This is a genomic window from Streptomyces sp. NPDC030991, assembly GCF_055571235.1.
Genome location: NZ_JBVIFR010000014.1, coordinates 145,572 through 167,955, shown reverse-complemented (window position 1 = coordinate 167,955; position 22,384 = coordinate 145,572). Strand labels below are relative to the sequence as shown.

Below are 22,384 nucleotides of genomic sequence, written 5' to 3'. Positions count from 1 at the left end.
ACGCTCCCGCACAGTCACCCCCTAACCGCGCCGCCCCTCGCGTCCGCAGGCGTAGGCGAGCGGGGAGATGAGCTCCTCCGCGTCGGGGAGCCAGCGGTTCGCGGCGGTGGGGCGGCAGGCCCACTGGGCGGCGCCCTGGCTGCCGAAGCGGGTCGGCGGCGCCGCCACGTAGCCGCCCTCGCCGAGGGTGACCAGGTCGAGGGAGGCCGGGGGCCAGCCCAGCTTGCGGACGAGGTCGGGGACCTTGAGGCTCGCGCCGGGCAGCACGAAGAACTGCATGCGGCGGTCGGGGGTGCGGGTGACCGGGCCGAGGGTCAGCTCCATGCGCTCCATGCGGGCGAGCGCGAGGAACCCGGCGGTCTCCGGTACGTCGAGCGCGTCGAACGTGCGGCCCGTGGGCAGCAGGATCGCCGCCGTCGGCTGCTTCGCCCACAGGCGGCGGGCGGCCGTCGCGCTGCCGGTCGCCTGCGACGCCCAGTCGGGGCGCGCGGGGTGGGAGCCGGGCGCCGGGCACCTGACGTCGCCGCACGAGCAGCGCTGGACGCCGTCGTCGCACTCCAGCCAGGTGCCCGGAAACACGTCCCAGTGCCGTTCTTCCGCGTAGCGCACGGCCGTGTCGAGAAGGGATTCGCCGCGCTGATGGGGGATCTGTCCGGCGGCGGTGGCGGGTGAGGTGACGTCCGAGGTGCCTGCGATGGTCTCTTCCACGACGTTCTCAACTCCCGCCGTCACCCGGGGTTACGGGCGTACACGGGGGCGGGGCAGGAGCATCGTTCCCGCATGTGGGGCGCACCGATGCATGGGTGGGGGCGCGCACGCGAGGCGGCGGCGGGGGATGGGTAGTGCGGTGGGAGACCGAGGAGGAGACCGAGGACGGAGCCGCGGCGGAGGGCGACACGCCGAGTGCGTGGTTTGCTACCCAAATGTGGTGCATCTTCCGTTTCTTCGCCGGGCATTGATCCATCGAACCGGCTGCCCTCGCAGCCGGCCACCGGGAGACGGGCACAGCAGGGGGTACGCCATGGCCGCACGGCCACTCGTCGCGCGACAGCCCAACGAACGACTGCAGGCACTCATCCAGGAGGCGGGCTGCTCGAACGCCGGCCTCGCCCGCCGCGTCAACATGTGCGGGGCGGAGCACGGCCTCGACCTGCGCTACGACAAGACGTCCGTGGCGCGCTGGCTGCGCGGTCAGCAGCCGCGGGGACGGGCCCCGGGGATCATCGCCGAGGCGCTGGGCCGCAAGCTCGGCCGCACCGTGACGATCGACGAGATCGGCATGGCCAACGGCAAGAACCTCGCCTCGGGCGTGGGACTCCAGTTCTCACCGACCGTGCTCGGCGCCATCGAGCAGGTGTGTGAGCTGTGGCGGAGCGACGTGGGGCGCAGGGACTTCCTCTCCGGGTCGTCGGTGGCGTCGTCGGCGCTCGTCGAGCCGAGCCGGGACTGGCTGATCTCCGTGCCCGACTCGCAGGTCGCGCGGGCCGCGGGGCCGCGGGTCGGCCCGTCGGACGTGGCGGCGGTGCGGGCGATGACACGGGCGCTGACCGACCTCGACCACCAGTACGGCAGCGGGCATGTGCGCCCCGTGCTGGTGCACTACCTGAACAGTGTGGTGAGCGGGCTGCTCGCCGGGTCCTACCGGGAGGCCGTGGGGCGGGAACTCTTCGCCGCCGTCGCCCGGTTGACGGAGCTCGCCGGGTACACGGCGATCGACACCGGGCAGCCCGGCCTCGCCCAGCGCTACTACATCCAGGCGCTCAGGCTGGCCCAGGCCGCGGGGGACCGCGGGTACGGCGGGTACGTACTGGCCGCGTCCATGAGCCACTTGGCGGCGCAGCTCGGCAATCCGCGCGAGATCGCCCAGCTCGCCCGCGCCGCGCAGGAGGGGGCGCGCGGGCGCGTGACACCGCGTGCGGAGGCGATGTTCCACGCCGCGGAGGCGCGCGGCCACGCCCTCCTCGGGGACGCGCGGGCCGCGCAGGCCGCGTCCGGCGCGGCGCTCGGCGCGATGGAGCGGGCCGAGGGGCAGGCCGGCTCCGGGGACGACCCGGACTGGATCGGACACTTCGGCCCCGCCTACCTCGCCGACGAACTCGCCCATTGTCACCGGGACTTGGGTCAGGCGCGGGACGCGGCACGGTGTGCGCGGGAAGCGCTCGACGGGCATCCGGAGTCGCGGGCCAGGCGGCGCGCCATCGGGCTCGTCCTGCTGGCCACGGCGCAGGTGCAGCAGCGCGAGGTGGAACAGGGCTGCGCCACCGGGCTCCAGGCCGCCGAGCTGCTGGGCACGGTGCGTTCCAACCGGGGCGCGGAGTACCTGGAGGACTTCAAGGAACGGCTCGAACCCTTCCGGGAGGAGCCGGTGGTACGGGAGTTCGGGGCGCGCGTGGAGTTGCAGGCCGCGTGAGCCGGGTCGGCCGGGCGGGTAATCAGCGCCCGGCCGCCTTGTTTTGTTACTCCTGCCACGGGGGAGGCTCCCGGAGTTTGAGGTGCGTAGCACGGGCGTGCGAGAACCCGGTAGCGTGAGCCGACGATTCCGAAGGTCCCCCATACGTAGGAGTCCCGGTGACGCAGCAGCGCGGACAGGGTGAAGATCCGCATCTTCCCGCGGCACGGCAGGCACACGAAGGCGTCGTGCTGCCCGCCGACGGCGGAGAGCCTCTGTTGCCGGGCACGTTCGGCGACCAGGCAGGACCCACGGGCGCCTCCCCGTGGGGCCAGCCGTGGGGGCCCGAGTCCCAGCAGGCGCAGGCCGCCGGGCCGATGCCGACGTACGAGTGGGGGCAGCCGGCCGCGCAGCCGCAGGCGGGCGCCCCGCTGCCGCCGCAGGCACCGGCCCAGCCGCTGCCGCCGCACCGCGGCCACGCGGCGCCGCTGCCGCCCGCCGCGCCCACCGGCTACGACGGCCCGCAGGGCGGCGCCTACCAGGCCCCGTACGGCGGCTCCTTCGACGGTGACGCCACGCAGTACATCGCGCCGGTCCCCCAGCCGGATCCGTACCAGCAGGCCCAGCAGCCGCAGCAGCCCCGGCGGCACGCCGCGGCGCCGCTGCCGCCCGAGGCACCCGCCCCGGACGCCACGCAGTTCCTCGGGCGCGCGGTGCGGCAGCCGATGCCGGGGGCGCTGCCGGACGCGGTACCGGGCGGCCCGGACAGCGAGGCGACCCAGTACATACCCCCGGTGCCCGCGGAGCCGTCGCAGCCGTCGCCGCCGTCGCCGCAGCGCGCCGCCTACGACGTCCGCCCGGGCGCGCCGGGCGAGCGGCAGCCGCCGGCCGAGTTCGACGCCCTGTTCCGTACGGAACCGGAGAGCGTGGCCGCCTCGACCCAGCAGATGCCGCGCTTCGACCCGCACGCGCAGCAGCAGGCCCAGCAGGCTCCGGCGGGGCGCGGGCCCCAGTACCCGCCGCAGCAGCAGGCGTACGAGCCGGAGCCGTCGCGCCGCAAGACCCGCACCGGTTCGAAGGTGCCGGTGATCGCCGCGATCGGTGTCGCCCTCCTCGTCGTCGGTGTCGGCGCGGGCGCCATGCTCAGCGGTGGCGACGACGACAAGAAGTCGGACGCGACCCAGCCCGTCTCCGACTCCTCGCCCGCGGCCACGGAGTCGTCACCGGCCGCCGACCCCGCCCAGGCGCAGGCCGTCGCCCTCGACAAGCTGCTCGCCGACTCCAACAACAGCCGGGAAGCGGTCGTCGGGGCCGTCGCCGACATCGGCGCCTGCAAGGAGCTCGGCCCGGCCTCCCAGGCGCTGCGGGACGCCGCGACCCAGCGCAACGGCCTCGTGACGCGCCTCGACGCCCTCGCCGTGGACCAGCTCCCCGACAACGCCGCGCTGAAGGACGCGCTCACCCGGGCGTGGAAGGCCTCCGCGTCGGCGGACAGCCACTACGCGGCCTGGGGCGACCAGGTCGCCGGGAAGAAGGGCTGCCACAAGGGGCGGGCCAAGGTGACGTCGCAGCGGCACGCGGGCGACACGGCCAGCGGTACGGCCTCCACCCTGAAGTCGAAGGCCGCCGGGCTGTGGAACACGATCGCCTCTAAGTACGGGCTGACCCAGCGGACGGCCGTGCAGCTGTAGGACCCGCGCCACGGAACCGCACGGTTCCCCCGCGTCCCCGCCCGGTGTGTGACCCGCGGTCAGCGCGTGGTGACAGGGAGGTGCGTCGCGGGGGGAGGTCGGCGGTCCGGGGAGCGGGACGTACGATCGATGACCGTGCAAAGCTCGGAGAAGTCTTCCCGCCGTGGCCGTCGCTCCACGAAACTGGACGGCATGCCACTCAACGACATGCCGTGGTGGCGCTGGCGCAGCAATGTGCGCTCCGCGCTGCACATGCTCTCCGACCCGTCCTTCCAGCGGAACGTCTGGCTCGCCGGTGTCGACGGGTACGGGGACGTGACCGACGCCGTGTACCGCCTCGTCGAGGACACCTGGCTGGACAACTGGTCGGCCGAGAAATACGTCGGGACGATATTCAGGGACGCGCAGGAGGCGGCCCTGGTCGACACCGCCGTCCTGCGGGTCCTGCGGATCATGCACCAGGTCGGGCCCGACGCGCCCGTCTCCGCCTATCTGAACGACCCGGGGTGGCCGGAGGCCGTGCGCTCGGCCCGGGACGCCCATGTGCTCCTCGCCACCAGCGACGGCGATGACCCGGACGAGGAACCCCGGACCCTCGAAGTGCTGCGGATCATGACCAGGGCCGCGTAGCGCGGGCGCTCCGCGCGCATCGGCCGTCCGGTTCCCGGGTTGTCCGGTTTCCAGGACACGCGGGCCCCGGACGCCGCCGATGTGCGAACCTTTTCGCATGAACGCGCCCGCACCTGTCCCCACCGGCTCCGAGCAGTACGTCCTCACCCTCTCCTGCCCCGACAAGCAGGGCATCGTGCACGCCGTGTCGAGCTACCTCTTCATGACCGGCTGCAACATCGAGGACAGCCAGCAGTTCGGAGACCACGACACGGGACTCTTCTTCATGCGCGTCCACTTCAGCGCGGACGCGCCCGTCACCGTGGAGAAGCTGCGCGCCAGCTTCGCCGCGATCGGGGACTCGTTCCAGATGGACTGGCAGATCCACCGGGCCTCGGACCGGATGAAGGTCGTCCTGATGGTCAGCAAGTTCGGGCACTGCCTGAACGACCTCCTCTTCCGGGCCCGGATCGGCGCGCTGCCCGTCGACATCGCCGCTGTGATCTCCAACCACGGGGACTTCGCTGAGCTCGTCGGCTCGTACGACCTCCCCTTCCACCACATCCCGGTCACCAAGGACACCAAGGCCCAGGCCGAGCAGCAGGTCCTCGACCTGGTGCGGGCGGAGGGCGTCGAGCTGGTCGTGCTCGCCCGGTACATGCAGGTGCTCTCGGACGACCTGTGCAAGCAGCTGAGCGGGCGGATCATCAACATCCACCACTCGTTCCTGCCGAGCTTCAAGGGCGCGAAGCCGTACCACCAGGCGCACGCGCGGGGGGTGAAGCTGATCGGGGCGACCGCGCACTACGTGACCGCCGACCTCGACGAGGGGCCGATCATCGAGCAGGAGGTCGAGCGGGTCGGGCACGACGTCACGCCCGACCAGCTGGTGGCGATCGGACGGGACGTGGAGTGCCAGGCGCTGGCGCGGGCCGTCAAGTGGCACGCGGAGCGGCGCATCCTGCTGAACGGGCGGCGGACCGTCGTCTTCGCCTAGAACCCGGTCGCGGGCCCGGCGGGGCCCGCCGCACCCGGTGACGGCGAGGCCCCGGTCCCGCTGACGCGAGGCCCTGTCACAGGCGGCTCAGCGCCGCCGTCGCCGACAGGACCTCGCGGATGGCCTCCCGGTCGCCCACCCGGCCCGCCGCCGCCTCGTCCGGCGGCACGTGCCCCGCGGCCAGGCGGCAGAACTCCACCCCGTCCAGCGCCAGATGAGCCACCTGCCGCCCCGCGGAGCCGTCCGCCGCGGCGTCCAGGGCGATCAGCCACTCGCCGCCACCCGCGCCCTCGACCTCCAGACGCAGACTGCGGCCGGGCCCTGCGGCGGGCGCGGCGGGCCCGGTGCCGCGGCGGGCGGCGAGGGAGGCGGGCAGCATCCGCGCCGCGAGGTCGATCATGCGGTTGAGGTGGCGCGGCGAGGGCGGCTCGTACGGGTAGTCCACCGCGTCGGCGATGTCACCGGCGTGGATCCAGCACTCGAAGGCCCGGTCGATCATGGCGTCCCGCAGGGGCAGCTCGAACGCGCCGTACGAGACCGGGAGCCGGCCCGAGCCGCCGGGGCCGCCGGCGTCCGATCCGGCGAAGGACACCGTCCGGATCAGGGCGTGCGACTGGTCCCGCCAGGGCGCGCGCACGGCCCGGGTCAACGGATGGGGGGACGCCTGCCAGTACGCCTCCGTGCGCTCGGCGGGGCCGAGACCGTCCAGGGCGGCGAAGACGGCCGCCGGGTCGCCCTCCGCCGGGTGGAGCGCGGAGCCGGGGGCGGGGTCGTCGAGGCCGAGGGCGCGGGCGACGAGGCCGTCGACGCCGGTGAGGTGGGCGATCACCCCGGCGACGGTGGTCCGGCGGCTGACCTGCTCCTCCCGCTCGTACCAGCGGAGCCGTACCGGCGCGTGCCACTCGCTCTCGCCGATGTCCTTGAGCAGCGCGTCGAGGCGGGCGGTCTCGGCGTCGTAGGGGGCGGCCCAGCCGGGGACCGGGACGCGGGCCGGGCGGCGGGAGAGGCAGCCCTCCAGGACGCGGGAGCGGAGCGTCGGGTCGAGGTCGAGGGACTCCTCGGGGTGCAGCAGGCCGACGGCGTCGCGCAGCCGCAGCGCTTCTTCGGCGCAGGTGCCGCAGCCGCCCAGGTGGTCGTCGACGGCGGTGGCCTCCTCGGGCGAGCAGGCGGCGAGCGCCCAGGCGCCGAGGAGCGAGGTGAGGACGCGGTGGTCCAGGGCGAGGGGCCGGGGCGCGGGGGCCGCGGGGAGCGGGCGTCCGGTGTCCTCGACGGAGGTGCGCGGTGGCGGTATCCGGGGCACGCCCGCCGCGCCGCCGGGGTGCTGCCCGTCCTCGGGCCCGTCGCCGAAGGGGTCGAAGCGGCCCGGTCCTGGGGTCCCGCTCATGCGGGCCTCCCATGGCGGCCGGGCGGGGTGCCGCTGTCGTGCGCCGTGGAGAGCAGTTGCAGGCCGAGGCGGAGGCGGCGGCGCGCCTCGTCCTCGGTGACGCCGAGGTCGGCGGCGGTCTGGCGGTAGTCACGGCGCTGGAAGTAGGCGAGCTCCAGGGCGGCCCTGAGCGGGGCGGGCATCGACGTCACGATGTAGTCGGCGCGGGCCGCGGCGGAGGCGTGGCGCACCTTGCGCTCCAGGTCCTCGGTGGTGCCGAGGCCGGTGCGCACGAGGGCGGCGGACTCGGTCTGGCGCAGCCGCTGGACGGCCCGGTGGTGGGCGAGTGTGGCGATGAACGAGCGCAGCGGACCCTGCTTGGGTTCGTACGCCTCGGGGTTCTCCCAGATGTGCGTGAAGACCTCGCGGGTGATCTGGTCGGCGGCGTCCTCGTCGTCCAGGACGCGGTGGGCGAGGTTGTGCACCAGGGACGCGAAGCGGTCGTACAGCTCGCCGAGCGCGGCGGCCTCACCGTGCGCGAGGCGCTGCTGCATCCTCCGGTCCCAGCGGGACGGAGTCTCCTTGGGCATGGGGCCCCCTCACCGACCGCCCGTGCTGCTCAGCTGCTGAACTGTTCGTCTCTGTACTCGAATGTAGTGGGCGGCACCGACAACCCACGCTCCTTTACCGCATTGTGCGCGGTGGGGCAGTAGCGGATGGTAAAGAACGGCGCAGGTCGTTGACCGTAAGCGATCGATTGTGGCCGGGAGGGTCTTGACCGGGTCATATGTGATAGGTCTGCGAGGGTTGTTTCAGTGCGTTGCGGCTGGGGCAGCCGCGCAGTGCAAGCGTAGTGACAGGTTCCGAATGTGGACCATCGGGTGAGCGAGAGGAGGGGTGGCGCGTGACGCTCAGGATGAGCGAGACGGGACGGGGCGACTGGGCCGTCGTACGGGTGTCGGGCGAGATGGACCTCGTGACCTCGCCCGCGTTGCGGCAACAGGTCCACGAAGCGGTCGCCGACGGCCGCCACAGTCTCGTGCTCGACCTCTCCGACGTGCTGTTCTGCGACTCCAGCGGCGTCGGCGTCCTCATCGCCGCACGCCGTCTGATGCGCTCCTGCCAGGGCCGGCTCCGGCTGATCCTGCCGGCCCAGGGCGCCGTCGACGGCTCGCACGTGAACCGGGTGCTCGGCGCGCTCGGCGTCCGCCGCCTCTTCGAGGTGTACCCGGACGTCACCGCGGCCGTGGACGACGAGGCGGAGCCGCTGTCGGCCTGAGGAGGGGCTCCCTTGTCCCGGAATTCCTCCGGTCCTGACACAACCGCTCCACTTCCGGACCTGCCCGCGCGCGTCGGACGTACGCTCCGGGGCGTAGGACCCATCGATGTGAGAGGCGGCTCATGAGCATGGACGAGCGGAGGATCGCGGACCGGTTCGCCGGCTTCGACCAGGACGGCAACGGATACATCGACCGCGAGGACTTCTACGCCGCGGCGAAGGCGCTGCTCGCCGAGTTCGGCGCGACGGCCCGCTGCGACAAGGGGCAGGCGCTGTTCGCAGGGGCCGAGGCGTTCTGGCAGGGCATGGCCGGGATCGCGGACGTGGACGGGGACCAGCGGGTGACCCGGGGCGAGTTCGTGACCGGGGCCGTGAAGCGGCTGCGGGACAGCCCGGAGCGGTTCGCCGAGATCGCGCGGCCGTTCCTGCGGGGCGCCATCGCCCTCGCGGGCCCGGACGGCGCCGGGATCGGACCGGAGGCGGCCGAGCGGGCGCTGAAGGCCCTGGGGGTCGAGGCCGGGACCGCATCGGCGGCGGCCGCCGCGCTGGACGCGGACGGGGACGGGCGGATCTCCGAGGACGAGGTCGTCCAGGGATTCGCGCGGTACTTCACCGTCCCCGAGTAGGCGCAGCGCCCCCTCCCTCGCCTCCGAACCGCTCCCGCAGCTTGTACTTGAGGACCTTGCGGAGCGTCTCGTTGCGGGGGAGGGCGTCCAGGATCTCCAGCTGTTCGGGCAGCTTGAACGTGGTCAGGCCCTGGCCGCGCAGGTACGCCGTGACCTCCTCCAGGGTCAACGGGGCTCCCGGCGCCCGGAGTTCGAGGACCGCGCACACCCGCTCCCCGCGCTCGGCGTCGGGCAGGCCGACGACGGCCGCGTCCTGGACCGCGGGGTGCTGGTGCAGCAGGTCCTCGATCTCCTTGGCGGAGATGTTCTCGCCCTTGCGGATGATGATGTCCTTGGCCCGCCCGGTGAGGACCAGGTGGCCGCTGGGCAGGACGTGGCCCAGATCGCCGGTGATCAGGAAGCCGTCCGCGTCGAAGGCGTCCGCACTCTGACGCGGGTCCACGTAGCCCTGGCAGACGGCCTCCCCGCGCAGCCTGACCTCGCCGTCGGTCCCGGCGGGGAGCTGTTTGCCGTCCGTGTCGACGATCCGGATCTCCATGCCGTCCGGCGGGCGCCCCTCCGTCGTCGCCAGGTGGTGCGCGGTATCGTCCGGCGCCCCCATCGTGATCATGGGCACCTCGGTCATGCCGTACCCGTGGGTGAGCTGGACGCCCATCTCGCGCACCACGGAGTGGTAGATCTCGGGCGGTTTGGGCGCTCCGCCGCCCGCGAGGAGGCGCAGCGTCGGGATCAACCTCCGCCCCGGGTCCTTGCGTTGCTCGGCCAGGAACATCGAGTAGAACGCGGTCGAGCCGCCCGCCACGGTGACGCCGTGGCGCCGGTACTCCGCCAGCGCGTCGGGCAGGGCGAACTGCTCGAACATCACCGCCGGGAACCCGTACAGGAGCAGCATCACCGTGTAGTCGGGGCCCGCGATGTGCGCGTAGGGGAAGGCCATGGAGCCGACGTCGGAGGCGGACAGGCGCAGCGCGTGGGCCAGGCAGGAGCCGCCCGCGATGAGTGAACGGTCGCTGTGCAGCACGCCCTTGGGGTCGGAGGTGGTGCCGGAGGTCCAGTAGATCCACCGGACCGACCCGCCGTCGGCCGGCGGGGGCGGGAGGACGGACGGGTCGGCCTCGGGCAGGTTCTCGTACGCCTCGAAGACGCCGCGGGCGCCCAGCCGGTGCGCCATGGCGGTGTGGTCGAAGCCGCGCCACACGCCGGGGGTCGCGAAGAAGTCGGCCTTGGACTCCCCCAGCGCGAAACCGACTTCACGGTCCCGGTAGAACGGGATGACCGGGGACTGCACGGCGCCGATACGGGCCAGCGCGAAGGTGAGCAGGGCCGTCTCGATGCGGGTGGGCAGTTGCCAGGCGACGACGGTGCCCGGGCGGACGCCGCGTTCGTACAGGGCCGCCGCCACCCGCTCGGCGCGGTCCCGCAGCTCGCCGAAGGTGAGCCGCCGGTCGCCCTGGAGCAGGACCGGGTGGCCCGGGGTGAGCGCGGCGCGGCGCTCGACCAGCTCCCAGAGCGTGCGGGAGGCGCCGAGGGCGTGTGCGGTGCTCTGCGTCATTGCCGTGACCCCCATGGGTGCCCGTGCCCGGCCGCCACGCCTAACTGACGGGGCGTCAGAATCCGAGGGAAGCGTAAGTCCGTGCTCCTTGTCGGTCCAGGGGTGCGGGGCTAGCCTGCATCTGACGGGTCATCAGGTAACGCGGAGGGGCTCAGCACTCATGACGGAACTGCCGCGCATCGTCAGCGTCGACGACCATGTGATCGAACCGGCCCATCTCTTCGACACCTGGCTGCCGGCCAAGTACCGCGACCGCGGACCCCGGCCGCTCACCGCCGGGATCGGTGAACTCGCCTACGTGGCGGGCAAGTATCAGATCACCATGGACCCCGACGGGCCGCCCACCGACTGGTGGATCTACGAGGACCTCAAGTTCCCGTACAAGCGCAACATCGCCGCCGTCGGCTTCGACCGGGACGACATGACCCTCGAAGGCATCACCCGGGCCGAGATGCGGCGCGGCTGCTGGGACCCCAAGGCACGCCTCGACGACATGGACCTCAACCACGTCGAGGCCAGCCTCTGCTTCCCCACCTTCCCGCGCTTCTGCGGCCAGACGTTCGCAGAGGCGCACGACAAGGAGGTCGCCCTCGCCTGCGTACGCGCCTACAACGACTGGATGGTCGAGGAGTGGTGCGGCGACAGCGGCGGCCGGCTGATCCCGCTCTGCATCATCCCGCTGTGGGACGTGGGCCTCGCCGTCGCCGAGATCCGGCGCAACGCGGCACGCGGCGTCCGGGCCGTCACCTTCTCCGAGATCCCCACCTACCTCGGCCTCCCGTCGATCCACTCCGGGTACTGGGACCCGTTCTTCGCCGTGTGCCAGGAGACCGGGACCGTCGTCAACATGCACATCGGCTCCTCCTCCCAGATGCCCGCCGCGTCCCCCGACGCACCGCCCGCCGTGCAGGCCGCGCTCAGCTTCAACAACGCCATGGCGTCGATGATGGACTTCCTGTTCAGCGGCGTGCTCGTGAAGTTCCCGACGCTCAAACTCGCCTACAGCGAGGGCCAGATGGGCTGGATCCCGTACGCCCTGGAGCGCGCCGACGACGTCTGGGAGGAGCACCGCGCGTGGGGCGGCGTCCGGGACATCGTCCCCGAGCCCCCCTCCACGTACTACTACCGGCAGATGTTCTGCTGCTTCTTCCGCGACAAGCACGGCGTCGCCTCGCTGGACGTGGTCGGACGCGACAACGCCACCTTCGAGACCGACTACCCGCACGTCGACTCGACCTTCCCGCACACCAAGGAGGTCGCCCTCGACCACATGAAGGGCCTCGACGACGAGACCGTGTACAAGCTGATGCGCGGCAACGCCATCCGCATGCTCGGTCTGGACCTGGACAAGTAGGCCCGCCTCATGGACCTCACCTACACCGACGAGGAAGAGGAGTTCCGGGCCAGGCTGCGGGAGTGGCTCGCGGCCGTCCTGCCGACGCTGCCCGGGAAACCGTCCCCCGGCGACTGGCCCGGCCGGCGCGCGTACGACACAGGCTGGCAGCGCAGGCTCCACGACGCCGGGTACGGAGAGGTGCACTGGGACGCCTCGCCCACCACCCGGCTCATCTTCCTGGAGGAGACGGAGAGAGCGGGCGCCCCGTACGTCGGCGCCAACTTCGTCGGCCTGCTGCACGCCGGGCCGACCATCGCCGCCGAGGGCACCGAACAGCAGCGGGCCCGCTGGCTCTCGCCGATCCTGCGCGGCGACGAGGTGTGGTGCCAGGGGTTCAGCGAGCCGGACGCCGGCTCCGATCTCGCGGCCCTCCGCACGCGCGCGGTACGCGACGGCGACACCTACGTGATCAACGGCTCGAAGATCTGGACCTCGCACGCCGAGGCCGCCGACTGGTGCGAACTGCTCGTACGCACCGACCCGGCCGCCCCCAAGCACCGCGGCATCTCCTGGCTCGCCATGCCGATGGACACCCCCGGGGTCACCGTGCGCCCGCTGCGCACCCTCGCCGGATCGACGGAGTTCGCGGAGATGTTCCTCGATGACGTACGGGTGCCGGTCGCCCACCGGGTCGGCGAGGAGAACGACGGCTGGCGCGTCACCATGGTGACCCTGTCCTTCGAACGCGGCACCGCCTTCGTCGGCGAGGTCGTCGCCTGCCGTCGCACCCTCGGCGAGCTGGCCGCCCACGCACGCAAGAGCGGACGCTGGGACGACGCGGTGCTGCGCCGCGAACTCGCGCTGCTCTCCGCCGAGTTCGGCGCGCTGTGGCGGCTCGTCCAGTGGAACGTGAGCGAGGCGCAGGCCGGTGACGGGGCGCCCGGGGTGGGCGGGTCCGTCTTCAAGCTGCGCTACTCGCACGCGCGGCAGCGGCTCTACGACGCCGCGGCGCGGGTCCTCGGCGGCGCCGGGGCGCTGGACACCGGCCACGAGTGGACGCTCGACCGGCTGTCCTCGCTCTCCTACACGATCGCGGCCGGCACCTCGCAGATCCAGCGCAACATCGTCGCCGAGCGCATCCTCGGGCTGCCCAGAGAGCCGACCGGAGGCCGGTGACCATGCACTTTCAATTGACGGCTGAACAACGGGCGTTGCGGACGGGCACCCGGGACCTGCTCGCCCGCTGGTTCGACCGGGACGCGCTGCGCCGGACGGTGGAGCGGCCCGCGATCGACCGGGCGCTGTGGCGGCGGCTCGGCGATACGGGGCTGTTCTCGCTCCGCCTGCCGGAGTCCGCGGGCGGCCCCGGGCTCGGCCTTCCGGAGGCCGTCGTGGTCTTCGAGGAGTGCGGGCGTGCGCTGCTGCCCGGGCCGCTCGTCGCGACCTTCCTGGCCGTCGGGGACGTACCGGGCGCGGCCTCGGGCGACGTGGTCGTGACAGCACCGTCCGGCGCTCTCGTGCCCTGGCTCGACGGTGCCGACGTGGTGCTCGGGCAGAGCGCGGGCGCCGCCGCGCTCGCCTCGGTCGACCCGCTGACGCCGCTGCACACGGTGCCCGGCGGCGGGGCGCCACCCCCGCCCGAAGCCACCCTCCTGTACGCCGCCGAACAGCTCGGCTCGGCCGGCCGCACGCTCGACATGGCCGTCCAACACGCCCGGGACCGCCATCAGTTCGGGCGACCCGTCGGCGCCTTCCAGGCCGTCAAGCACCTCTGCGCCGAGATGCTCGTACGGACCGAGGTGGCCCGCGCCGCGGTGTACGCGGCCGCCGTCACCCGGGACCCGGTGGAGATCGCCGCGGCCGAACTCCTCGCCGACGAGGCCGCCGTCCAGGGGGCCCGCGACTGCCTCCAGGTGCACGGTGGCATGGGCTTCACCTGGGAGGCCGACGTGCACCTGCACCTGAAGCGGGCCTGGGTGCGGAGCGAGTTGGGCGGCGGCGCGCGGGCCGCCGAGGAGGTGCTCGCCGCCGCCCTGTGAACACCCGGCGGACGCCCTGAGCAAAGGGTGTACGGAGAGTGACCGTGCGCCGATACCGGGTTGTGTCCTTCGGGAGGCTCGTCACGGCGCGGAGTCGGCGTCCGGCTCCGGTACCTTGTGGCAGATGCGAGTGGTGCTGAACCCGGGCGAAGGTGCCGGTGTTGCCTCCGAGGCGGCCCCGGGACCCGGGATGTGCGCCGCTCGCAGCGCAGGGCAGGGCGTCACGCCCGCCTGTTCGACCCCCCTCGATGCGCGTCGCACAGTATGCCGCACGCGTACTCCTTCGCGCGGGAATATGCCCGAAGCCCTTGTTGACGTGACTGTACGTCAACCATGCTGTGCAGCAAGGAGATCACAGTCCGTGATCTCCGGCAGTGTCCAGGATGCTCAGTGGCGCGAGGCAGAACTCCAACGGTCCCGCCGGATTCGGATGGTGTGAGCGGTGCAGGTGCTTCAGGTTCAGTTGGAGGTCGGGGCCGACCCCGCAGAGGTGGGACGGGCCCGGAGGTGGGTGCGTTCGCGCCTCGCCGGTTCGGGGATACAGGACGACGAACCGTTGGCCGAGACGCTGATCCTGCTCGTCTCCGAACTCGTCACCAACGCCGTGGTGCACACCGGCCGTCCGGCGGTGCTCCGGATGGTGCTGCCCGGCGTGCAGGGCGAGTGTCCCGGCATGGTGCGGGTGGAGGTGGCCGACTCCAGCGACCGGCCCCCGGCGCCCCGGCACGCGGACGGCGAGGAGACGAACGGCCGCGGTCTTGAGCTCGTCGACGGGCTCGCCGACCGCTGGGGCTGGCGGCCCGAGGGCACGGGCAAGGCCATCTGGTGCGAGCTCGACCGGTGCCCCGCGGCCGGCACCCCAGGGGGCGTGAGCTCCTACGGCGGGGTGGCCTTCGAAGCGGTGTGAGACCGCTGGGACCCAGGAGTGGACGCGCCGGGCCCGCCCCTGCCGCATGCTTCCGTGCGCGCCCAGAGCAATAGGAGCATTAACGGCAAATAGCCGTACGGGTGTTGACGCGGAGTGCCCGTTTGATCACGATTGTGGTCAGCGATTCACGGCGAGGGGACGTCGAGGGCCCTTGTGACGGGGGCCCTCGACGAGAGGCTGGATCGCCGCCGCGGGGGTGCCGGGCGCGCCGTCCCGCACCCCCCGCGGCCCAGGACGTGTCGGGTAAGTCCCGCCGCCCGACCGCCCGGAGGGTGGGTCGCGTCGTGAGGCAGGCGGGTCCTTCGCAGCCGCCCGAGGGCTTCCCCCCGTCGCTCAGAGCACGGCCACCGGTGCCACCGGGGTGCCTGTCGCGCCGCTGAACGGCTCGGGCATCGCCGAGAGCAGGAACGTATAGCGGCTTTCTTCTCCACAGGCTGTGGACAAACCTTCCAGATCCCAGTTCTGGCCCTGCAACATGCCCATCTCCACCAGGTCCAGGGCGTGCACCGGCAGCCACAGGTTCTCGATCTCCGGGGGGAAGATCTCGAAGGTCAGGGTGTCGTTCGCGACGGCCGCCACGTCGTGGGCGTGGAACCACTCCGGAGTACGGACCGACAGGCCCGGTGACGGATACCCGTACGCGTGCTTGTAGCCCGCCAGATACACCTGGACCTGGCCCGTACGGACCAGCACGATGTCGCCCGCGCGGACCGTGACGCGGCCGAACTCCGCCGCCTCGTCCAGGTCTTCGGGCGTCACCGCGTGGTCCCCCGGCAGCCGGTCGAGGCCCTTCGCCGCCGCCACGTCGAGCAGGACGCCGCGCGAGACGAGGTGCGGGATCTTGTCGATGCCGCTGAACTCGGAGCCACCGTGCGCCGTGATGGTGTCCGCGGGGCGGCCGTTGTAGAGGCGGCCCGAGTGCGAGACATGGGTCAGCGCGTCCCAGTGGGTGGCCGCCTGTAGGCCCATCGTCACCGCGTCGTCGCTGGTGGCGACCGTCTCGGGGCCGAAGATCTGCTGGTTGATCTGGACCATCGTGTGCAGCGGGTTGACGCGGCCGGGGATCAGACCGGCCTGCACGCCGTCCTGCTTGAGCGGCAGCGCGAGGGGGACCCGGCGGCCCCTTCGGGCCTCGGCCGCGGCCTCGCGCACCACCGCATCCGTGACCAGGTTCAGCGTGCCGATCTCGTCGGCCTCCCCCCAGCGCCCCCAGTTGTTCACGCGTTTGGCGATGTCGTGGAACTCGGCGGGCAGCGGCATCGGGGCCTCCCGGGTCTTGTGTTCCGGTATCTGACGGGTCGTAGAATCCGAACCCAGAGGAAATCTAACGGGCCGTCAGAAACCGCGGGAAGGGGCCGGGCGTGGGGAACTTCTTGGCAGGCAAGGTCATCGCCGTGACGGGAGCGGGGCGCGGCATCGGCCGCGCGGTCGCGCTCGCGTGCGCCGCCGAGGGAGCGAAGGTCGTCGTCAACGACTACGGGGTCTCCATGGAGGGCGCCGGGCCCGCCTCCGAGGTCGCACTCGGCGTGGTGAAGGAGATCGAGGCCGCGGGCGGCGCGGCCGTCGCCGTCGCCGACGACGTGTCGACCATGACGGGCGGGCAGCGCGTCGTCGACACGGCCGTGGAGGAGTTCGGGCGGATCGACGGGGTGGTGTGCGTCGCCGGGATCCTGCGGGAACGGATGCTCTTCAACATGTCGGAGGAGGAGTGGGACCCCGTGCTCGCCACCCATCTGAAAGGGACGTTCACCGTCTTCCGCGCCGCCTCCGCCATCATGCGGAAGCAGCGGAGCGGCACCCTGATCGGGTTCACCAGCGGCAACCACCAGGGGTCCGTCGCCCAGGCCAACTACAGCGCCGCCAAGGGCGGGATCATCTCCCTGGTGCGCAGCGCCGCCCTCGGGCTGCACAAGTACGGGGTCAGCGCCAACGCCGTGGCGCCCGTCGCCCGTACGCGGATGTCGGCCAACGTGCCCATGGAGCTCAAGGAGATCGGGGAGCCGGAGGACGTCGCCGCGCTCGTCGTCTACCTGCTGAGCGAGCGGGCCCGCGCCGAGAAGATCACCGGGCAGGTCTACACCGTGGCCGGGCCGAAGATCGCCGTGTGGGCGCAGCCGCGGGAGTTGCGCGCCGGGTACGCCGAGGGGGGCTGGACGCCCGAGCGGATCGCCGACTTTCTGCCGGGGACGGTGGGGGTCGATCCGATGCCGATGCTCGCGGTCGTGGAGGAGATGGCTCGGGCCGCCGGGGCCCAGGAGCGGCCCAATCTTTGATCGGGTCCTGTTCGGCTTGAAGGTTGCGCTTCGGCTTGAAGGTTCCTGTTCGGCTTGAAGGTTGCGCTTGGGTTTGAAGGTTGCGCTTCGGCTTGAAGGTTTCGCTCGACTCAAGTGGGGGGTGGTGGCGTGGAGTTCGCGTTCGGCGCTGAGGATGTCGCGTTCCGGCGAGAAGTCAGGGCGTGGCTCCAGACGCATCTCGTCGGGCGGTTCGCCGACGCCGTGGGGCGGGGTGGGCCCGGCAGCGAGCACCAGGACGCCGGGGAGCGGCGCGCCTGGGAGCGGGAGCTGGGGCGCGGCGGGTGGATCGGGCTCGGGTGGGGTGACAGCGCGTACGGCAATCGCGTGGGCACATTGACCCAGCAGGTCGTGTGGGCCGAGGAGTACGCGCGGGTGCGGGCCCCTGGCCGCTGCGGGCACATCGGCGAGAAACTGCTGGCCCCCACCCTCCTCGCCCACGGCAGCGAGGAGCAGCGGCGGCGGTACCTCCCTCCCATCGCCCTGGGTGAGGAACTGTGGTGCCAGGGCTACAGCGAACCCGGCGCCGGCTCCGACCTCGCCTCCCTGCGGACCGCCGCCGCAGCGGATGGCGACGGGCGGTGGCGGGTCACCGGGCAGAAAGTGTGGACGTCACTGGCGCACGAGGCCGACTGGTGCTTCGTACTCGCCCGGACGGAGCCGGGGTCGTCGCGGCACCGGGGGTTGTCGTTCCTGCTCGTGCCGATGGATCAGCCCGGGCGTATCGACGTACGGCCCATCCGGCAGCTGACCGGGACCAGCGAGTTCAACGAGGTGTTCTTCGACGGGGCCGTCGCCGTGGACTGCGTGGGGGAGGTGGGGGATGGGTGGAAGGTCGCCATGGGGCTGCTCGGAGTCGAGCGCGGAGTGTCGACCCTTGCCCAACAGGTCGGGTTCGAGGCGGAGTTGCGGGACGTTGTGCGGTGCGCGGTGGAGTCGGGGGCGGTGGCCGATCCCGTGGTGGGTGGGGAGATCGTTAGGTTGTGGAGTGAGTTGCGGGTTATGCGGTGGAATGCGTTGCGGACTTTGGGGGGGAGTGGGTTTGGGGGTTTGGGTTTGGGTGGGGGTGGGGGCTGGGGTGCGGGTGCGGGTGCGGGTGCGGGTGGGGGTTTGGGTGGGGGGGCCAGCGTTGCCAAGTTGTTGTGGGGGGGCTGGCATCAGCGGCTCGGGGAGCTCGCCGTGCGGGTGCGGGGGGCGCGTGGTGCCGTCGGGCCCCGGGACTGGTCCGCCGCCTCCGCCTCCGCCTCCGCCTACGAACTCGATCAGCTTCAGCGGCTCTTCCTCTTCAGCCGGGCCGACACCATCTACGGCGGTTCTGACGAGATCCAGCGCACCATCATCGCCGAGCGCGTGCTCGGCCTGCCCAGGGAGGCGTAGGTCATGAGGGGTGTTCTGTTCGACGGGCAGCAGGCTGTCGTGGTCGATGACCTGGAGGTGCGGGCGCCCGGAGCCGGTGAAGTGCTGGTCGCCGTCGCCGCCGCCGGGCTCTGCCACTCCGATCTCTCCGTGATCGACGGGACCATTCCGTTTCCGCGGCCCGTGGTGCTCGGGCACGAGGGGGCGGGGGTCGTCGAGGCCGTGGGGGACGGGGTGACGCATGTGGTCCCCGGGGATCATGTGGCGCTCTCCACGCTGGCCAACTGTGGCACCTGCGGGGAGTGTGACCGGGGGCGGCCGACCATGTGCCGCAAAGCCATCGGGATGCCGGGGCGGCCCTTCTCGCGCGGCGGTGAGCCCGTGTATCAGTTCGCTTCGAACTCCGCCTTCGCCGAGCGGACCGTGGTGAAAGCCGTGCAGGCCGTGCGGATTCCTGCCGGGATTCCGTTGACTTCGGCCGCGTTGATCGGGTGCGGGGTGTTGACCGGGGTGGGGGCCGTGCTCAATCGGGCTCGGGTCGACCGGGGGGATTCCGTTGTTGTCATCGGGACGGGTGGGGTGGGGCTGAACGTCTTGCAGGGGGCGCGGATCGCCGGGGCCCTGCGGATTGTCGCCGTTGATTCGAATCCGGGGAAGGAGGGGGTGGCTCGGCAGTTCGGGGCCACGGAGTTCTTGGGGGACGTGGGGGAGGTTCGGGGGGTTCTGCCGGAGGGGGCCGATCACGTCTTCGAGTGCGTGGGGCGGGTGGAGCTGGTGCGGGCCGCGATCGATCTGCTGGATCGGCATGGGCAGGCGGTGCTGCTCGGGATGCCGGCGGCTGATGCGGAGGCGTCCTTTGTGCCGGCCGCGCTGTTTCTCGACAAGTCGGTGCTGGGGTGTCGGTACGGGTCGTCCCGGCCGCAGCGGGATATTCGGCTGTACGCCGATCTTTATGGGGAGGGGCGGTTGTTGCTGGACGAGTTGGTGACGCGGACTTATCCGGTGGAGGACTTCGGGAAGGCGGTCGAGGATGCGGAAGGGGGGCGGGTTGCTCGGGGGGTGCTGACGTTTTAGCGCTCGGTGTGCGTTGAAGGGAGGGTGGCCGTTTGGGGTGCGTTGGCGGGTTTCCCGTTCGTTCCGATCGGTGTGTGGGTGGGTACGGTGCCGACCGGGGTATGTGCGTGCTCGCCATCTTGATGGCCTCGTTGCTTGCTTCGGCTGCCGCTACCGCGTGTTGCTGTGCTGCGCGCGCACATACCCCGGTCGGCCCCTCCCGTCTCGTATCCGTCTGATCGCCGGATCACCTCTGCGGTTCGCCGGTCGCCGCTCGACACCTGTCGCCCGCCGCCCGCCGGGCTGATCGCCGGATCACCTCTGCGGTCCTCCGCTCGTTCCTTCGGCCCCTGCTCCGTCTCGTACGCGGGTGAGCGCCGGTCTCCTTCAGCCCCTCCGGCGATTGAGGAGCGGGGTCTGGGGCGGCGCCCCAGGGGGTGAGGGCAGTGCCGGGGGCGGTTGTCGGGCAGGAGCAGGGGCTCGGGGTGGTCGGTCAGCTCGTGGAGCGGAACGTTCGGCGGTAGGTCGTCGGGGTTACGCCGAGGGCCGATTGGAGGTGCTGGCGCATGGACTGGGCCGTGCCGAAGCCGGCGTCTCGGGCGACCTGGTCGATGGAGAGGGCCGAGGTCTCCAGGAGGTGGCGGGCCCGCTCGACGCGTTGCTGGGTGAGCCACTGGCCGGGGCTGATGCCCGCCTCTTCGCGGAAGCGGCGCGTGAAAGTGCGTACGGACATGGATTCCTGCTCGGCCATGTCACGGAGCTGGATCGGCTCGTGGAGGCGGGCCAGGGCCCAGGCGCGGGCGGCCGTTGTCGTCGCCAACTGTGGCTCGGGTACCGGGCGTTGGATGAACTGTGCCTGGCCGCCGTCGCGGTGAGGGGGGACTACGGTGCGGCGGGCGACATCGTTGGCGACCGCCGTGCCGTGGTCGCGGCGCACCAGGTGGAGGCAGAGGTCGAGGCCCGCGGCGACACCGGCCGAGGTGAGGACGTCGCCGTCGTCGATGAAGAGGACGTCCGCGTCGACCCGGACCGAGGGGAAGAGTTCCTGGAAGTGGGCCGCCTCCGCCCAGTGCGTCGTCGCGGGTCGCCCCTCCAGGTAACCCGCGGCGGCGAGAACGTAACTGCCGGTGCAGATGGAGACCATGCGGGTGCCGGGCCGGATGTGGGAGAAGGCCGCCGCCAGGTCGGGGTCGAGGCGGCCCTCCTCGTAGACCGGGCCCAGTTCGTAGGACGCGGGGACGATCACCGTGTCCGCGGTGGCGAGGGCCTCCGGGCCGTTCTCCACCAGGATCGCGAAGTCGGCGTCGGTCTGCACCGGGCCCGCCTCGCGGACCGCGACCGTCACGACCTCGTAGAGCGGCTCCAGGGCAGCCGTGCGCGCCTTGCCGAAAATGCGCTGGGGGATGCCCAGTTCGAAGGGGATCAGGCCGTCCAGTGCCAGTACGGCCACACGATGCCGGGGAACGTCCATGGCCCGATCCTAGCGAATGCTGTCACTCGGGCCACTCGTCCGGCAGCGTGCGGGTGGCCGAAGCTCTGGGATGTGACTACGACACCGACGCATGACCTCCCCGACACCCGTGGTCGGCGTGGCCGGACAGCACCCCACCGGGCCTGGTCCGTGGCCGCGGTCACCTTCGTGACGATCATCGGCGCCGCCGCCTTCGCGTCGCTGCCCGGCCTCCTCATCGAACCGCTCAACCACGACTTCGGCTGGTCGCACGGCACCATCGGGTTCGCCGTCTCCGTCAACCTCGCCCTGTACGGGGTCACCGCGCCGTTCGCCGCCGCCCTCATGGACCGGTTCGGGATACGGAAGGTGGTCGCCGTCGCCCTGACGGTCATCGCCGTCGGATCGCTGCTGACCGTGTGGATGACCGCTGCCTGGCAACTGGTCCTGTACTGGGGCGTGTTGGTCGGCCTCGGCAGCGGGTCCATGGCGCTCGCCTTCGCGGCCACCGTCACCAACCGGTGGTTCGTGGCCAGGCGCGGCCTCGTCACCGGCATCCTGACCGCGGCCGGGGCCTCGGGCCAGCTGGTGTTCCTGCCCCTCCTGTCGTGGATCGTGGACCGGCACGGCTGGGAGCCCGCCGCGGTGACCGTGGCCCTGTCGGCGCTGGCCGTGGTGCCCTTCGTGTGGTTGCTGTTGCGCGACCACCCCGCTGACGTGGGGGTGAAGGCCTACGGCGCCGCCGAGTTCGTGGCCAAGCCCGCTCCGGTGCCCGGCGCGGCGAGGCGCGCGGTCGGGGTGTTGTTCAAGGCCGCTCGGACCGGGCCCTTCTGGCTGCTCGCCGGCACGTTCGCCATCTGCGGCGCCTCGACGAACGGGCTCGTCAAGACGCACTTCGTGCCCGCCGCCCACGACCACCACATGCCGGTCCAGGCCGCCGCGTCGCTGCTCGCGGTCATCGGCGTCTTCGACGTGGTCGGGACGATCGCGTCCGGGTGGTTCACCGACCGGTTCGAAGCGCGGCGGCTGCTCGCCGTGTACTACGCGCTCCGCGGGATCTCGCTGCTCTTCCTGCCGGTCCTGCTCTTCCCGACAGTGCATCCGCCGATGATCCTGTTCATCGTGTTCTACGGCTTGGACTGGGTCGCCACCGTGCCGCCGACCATCGCCCTGTGCCGTGAGCACTACGGCGAGGACAGCGCCATCGTCTTCGGGTGGGTTCTCGCCTCGCACCAGGTGGGGGCCGCGGTCGTCGCCTTCCTGGGCGGTGTGGTGCGGGACGTCACCGGCTCGTACGACCTGATGTGGTACGCGTCCGGGGCGCTGTGCGCCGTTGCCGCGCTGATGTCACTGGTGACCCGGCGGGGTTCGAAGACAGGCTCCGAGGGCGGCGCGGTCTCCGTCCCCGCCGTCGCGGGCTGAGCC

General features: G+C 72.2%; 20 protein-coding genes. 14 read left to right on the top strand and 6 right to left on the bottom strand.

What is annotated here, in order from left to right:
• Positions 1-21 precede the first annotated feature (21 nt).
• Positions 22-708, bottom strand: a complete 687-nt coding sequence (locus tag ACZ45E_RS25965) for a bifunctional DNA primase/polymerase (RefSeq protein WP_468224612.1) — start codon at positions 706-708, stop codon at positions 22-24.
• Between the two features lie 313 nt (positions 709-1,021).
• On the opposite strand from ACZ45E_RS25965, the gene ACZ45E_RS25960 reads away from it, so the two are divergent.
• The 4 genes from ACZ45E_RS25960 to purU all read left to right on the top strand — a co-directional run bounded on the left by ACZ45E_RS25960 (position 1,022) and on the right by purU (position 5,686).
• Entirely contained in the window at positions 1,022-2,410 is a 1,389-nt protein-coding gene (locus ACZ45E_RS25960; protein WP_468224610.1) for a transcriptional regulator, read from the top strand.
• Between the two features lie 158 nt (positions 2,411-2,568).
• Positions 2,569-4,080: a hypothetical protein gene (locus tag ACZ45E_RS25955; RefSeq protein WP_468224607.1), complete on the top strand. Its 1,512-nt coding sequence runs from the start codon at positions 2,569-2,571 to the stop codon at positions 4,078-4,080.
• 129 nt (positions 4,081-4,209) lie between these two features.
• Positions 4,210-4,710, top strand: a complete 501-nt coding sequence (locus ACZ45E_RS25950; RefSeq protein ID WP_468224604.1) for an SCO4402 family protein — start codon at positions 4,210-4,212, stop codon at positions 4,708-4,710.
• Positions 4,711-4,807: 97 nt separating this feature from the next.
• A complete protein-coding gene (purU, locus tag ACZ45E_RS25945) occupies positions 4,808-5,686 on the top strand; it encodes a formyltetrahydrofolate deformylase (RefSeq protein ID WP_468224602.1) in 879 nt (292 codons plus the stop codon).
• A 76-nt stretch (positions 5,687-5,762) separates the two neighbouring features.
• Here purU and ACZ45E_RS25940 read toward each other — a convergent pair whose 3' ends face one another.
• Complete coding sequence (locus ACZ45E_RS25940) at positions 5,763-7,070, bottom strand: zf-HC2 domain-containing protein (RefSeq protein ID WP_468224599.1); 1,308 nt, start codon at positions 7,068-7,070, stop codon at positions 5,763-5,765.
• Positions 7,067-7,639: a sigma-70 family RNA polymerase sigma factor gene (locus ACZ45E_RS25935; protein ID WP_468224597.1), complete on the bottom strand. Its 573-nt coding sequence runs from the start codon at positions 7,637-7,639 to the stop codon at positions 7,067-7,069. The genes ACZ45E_RS25940 and ACZ45E_RS25935 overlap by 4 nt, the downstream gene beginning before the upstream one ends.
• Before the next feature lie 326 nt (positions 7,640-7,965).
• Here ACZ45E_RS25935 and ACZ45E_RS25930 point away from each other — a divergent pair, with 326 nt between their 5' ends.
• Together ACZ45E_RS25930 and ACZ45E_RS25925 are read left to right on the top strand one after the other, a co-directional pair.
• Positions 7,966-8,328 carry an STAS domain-containing protein gene (locus ACZ45E_RS25930; RefSeq protein ID WP_468224705.1) on the top strand — a complete coding sequence of 121 codons (363 nt, stop codon included), beginning with the start codon at positions 7,966-7,968 and terminating at the stop codon, positions 8,326-8,328.
• Between the two features lie 128 nt (positions 8,329-8,456).
• The gene (locus ACZ45E_RS25925) at positions 8,457-8,954 is read left to right on the top strand and encodes an EF-hand domain-containing protein (protein ID WP_468224703.1); all 498 of its coding nucleotides are present in this window, start codon (positions 8,457-8,459) and stop codon (positions 8,952-8,954) included.
• Here ACZ45E_RS25925 and ACZ45E_RS25920 read toward each other — a convergent pair.
• Positions 8,938-10,506, bottom strand: coding sequence for a class I adenylate-forming enzyme family protein (locus tag ACZ45E_RS25920; RefSeq protein WP_468224594.1), 1,569 nt, complete (start codon positions 10,504-10,506; stop codon positions 8,938-8,940). The genes ACZ45E_RS25925 and ACZ45E_RS25920 overlap by 17 nt on opposite strands.
• Before the next feature lie 160 nt (positions 10,507-10,666).
• On the opposite strand from ACZ45E_RS25920, the gene ACZ45E_RS25915 reads away from it, so the two are divergent.
• The 4 genes from ACZ45E_RS25915 to ACZ45E_RS25900 all read left to right on the top strand — a co-directional run bounded on the left by ACZ45E_RS25915 (position 10,667) and on the right by ACZ45E_RS25900 (position 14,788).
• Positions 10,667-11,860, top strand: coding sequence for an amidohydrolase family protein (locus ACZ45E_RS25915; RefSeq protein ID WP_468224592.1), 1,194 nt, complete (start codon positions 10,667-10,669; stop codon positions 11,858-11,860).
• Between the two features lie 9 nt (positions 11,861-11,869).
• Entirely contained in the window at positions 11,870-13,018 is a 1,149-nt protein-coding gene (locus ACZ45E_RS25910; protein WP_468224589.1) for an acyl-CoA dehydrogenase family protein, read from the top strand.
• 2 nt (positions 13,019-13,020) lie between these two features.
• Positions 13,021-13,881, top strand: a complete 861-nt coding sequence (locus tag ACZ45E_RS25905; RefSeq protein ID WP_468224587.1) for an acyl-CoA dehydrogenase family protein — start codon at positions 13,021-13,023, stop codon at positions 13,879-13,881.
• A 442-nt stretch (positions 13,882-14,323) separates the two neighbouring features.
• Entirely contained in the window at positions 14,324-14,788 is a 465-nt protein-coding gene (locus ACZ45E_RS25900; RefSeq protein WP_468224585.1) for an ATP-binding protein, read from the top strand.
• A 354-nt stretch (positions 14,789-15,142) separates the two neighbouring features.
• Here ACZ45E_RS25900 and ACZ45E_RS25895 read toward each other — a convergent pair whose 3' ends face one another.
• Entirely contained in the window at positions 15,143-16,069 is a 927-nt protein-coding gene (locus ACZ45E_RS25895) for a cyclase family protein (RefSeq protein WP_468224583.1), read from the bottom strand.
• Positions 16,070-16,170: 101 nt separating this feature from the next.
• Here ACZ45E_RS25895 and ACZ45E_RS25890 point away from each other — a divergent pair, with 101 nt between their 5' ends.
• From ACZ45E_RS25890 to ACZ45E_RS25880, 3 genes are all read left to right on the top strand, one after another.
• Positions 16,171-17,082 (top strand): SDR family oxidoreductase, encoded by a 912-nt coding sequence (locus ACZ45E_RS25890; RefSeq protein ID WP_468224581.1) that lies wholly within the window; start codon positions 16,171-16,173, stop codon positions 17,080-17,082.
• 129 nt (positions 17,083-17,211) lie between these two features.
• Complete coding sequence (locus tag ACZ45E_RS25885; protein ID WP_468224578.1) at positions 17,212-18,477, top strand: acyl-CoA dehydrogenase family protein; 1,266 nt, start codon at positions 17,212-17,214, stop codon at positions 18,475-18,477.
• Between the two features lie 3 nt (positions 18,478-18,480).
• Positions 18,481-19,530 carry an alcohol dehydrogenase catalytic domain-containing protein gene (locus tag ACZ45E_RS25880; protein ID WP_468224576.1) on the top strand — a complete coding sequence of 350 codons (1,050 nt, stop codon included), beginning with the start codon at positions 18,481-18,483 and terminating at the stop codon, positions 19,528-19,530.
• 472 nt (positions 19,531-20,002) lie between these two features.
• Here the strand turns inward: ACZ45E_RS25880 and ACZ45E_RS25875 are convergent, their stop codons facing one another.
• Complete coding sequence (locus tag ACZ45E_RS25875; protein ID WP_468224573.1) at positions 20,003-20,980, bottom strand: GlxA family transcriptional regulator; 978 nt, start codon at positions 20,978-20,980, stop codon at positions 20,003-20,005.
• Positions 20,981-21,052: 72 nt separating this feature from the next.
• Here ACZ45E_RS25875 and ACZ45E_RS25870 point away from each other — a divergent pair, with 72 nt between their 5' ends.
• Positions 21,053-22,381, top strand: coding sequence for an MFS transporter (locus ACZ45E_RS25870; protein WP_468224570.1), 1,329 nt, complete (start codon positions 21,053-21,055; stop codon positions 22,379-22,381).
• Positions 22,382-22,384 lie beyond the last annotated feature (3 nt).

Bases quoted from the DNA above. Each gene is read 5' to 3' on its own strand.
- ACZ45E_RS25960 (WP_468224610.1), top strand. From the start codon at position 1,022: ATGGCCGCACGGCCACTCGTCGCGCGACAGCCCAACGAACGACTGCAG.
- ACZ45E_RS25950 (WP_468224604.1), top strand. From the start codon at position 4,210: ATGACCGTGCAAAGCTCGGAGAAGTCTTCCCGCCGTGGCCGTCGCTCC.
- purU (WP_468224602.1), top strand. From the start codon at position 4,808: ATGAACGCGCCCGCACCTGTCCCCACCGGCTCCGAGCAGTACGTCCTC.
- ACZ45E_RS25940 (WP_468224599.1), bottom strand. From the start codon at position 7,070: ATGAGCGGGACCCCAGGACCGGGCCGCTTCGACCCCTTCGGCGACGGG.
- ACZ45E_RS25935 (WP_468224597.1), bottom strand. From the start codon at position 7,639: ATGCCCAAGGAGACTCCGTCCCGCTGGGACCGGAGGATGCAGCAGCGC.
- ACZ45E_RS25930 (WP_468224705.1), top strand. From the start codon at position 7,966: ATGAGCGAGACGGGACGGGGCGACTGGGCCGTCGTACGGGTGTCGGGC.
- ACZ45E_RS25925 (WP_468224703.1), top strand. From the start codon at position 8,457: ATGGACGAGCGGAGGATCGCGGACCGGTTCGCCGGCTTCGACCAGGAC.
- ACZ45E_RS25920 (WP_468224594.1), bottom strand. From the start codon at position 10,506: ATGACGCAGAGCACCGCACACGCCCTCGGCGCCTCCCGCACGCTCTGG.
- ACZ45E_RS25915 (WP_468224592.1), top strand. From the start codon at position 10,667: ATGACGGAACTGCCGCGCATCGTCAGCGTCGACGACCATGTGATCGAA.
- ACZ45E_RS25910 (WP_468224589.1), top strand. From the start codon at position 11,870: ATGGACCTCACCTACACCGACGAGGAAGAGGAGTTCCGGGCCAGGCTG.
- ACZ45E_RS25905 (WP_468224587.1), top strand. From the start codon at position 13,021: ATGCACTTTCAATTGACGGCTGAACAACGGGCGTTGCGGACGGGCACC.
- ACZ45E_RS25895 (WP_468224583.1), bottom strand. From the start codon at position 16,069: ATGCCGCTGCCCGCCGAGTTCCACGACATCGCCAAACGCGTGAACAAC.
- ACZ45E_RS25880 (WP_468224576.1), top strand. From the start codon at position 18,481: ATGAGGGGTGTTCTGTTCGACGGGCAGCAGGCTGTCGTGGTCGATGAC.
- ACZ45E_RS25875 (WP_468224573.1), bottom strand. From the start codon at position 20,980: ATGGACGTTCCCCGGCATCGTGTGGCCGTACTGGCACTGGACGGCCTG.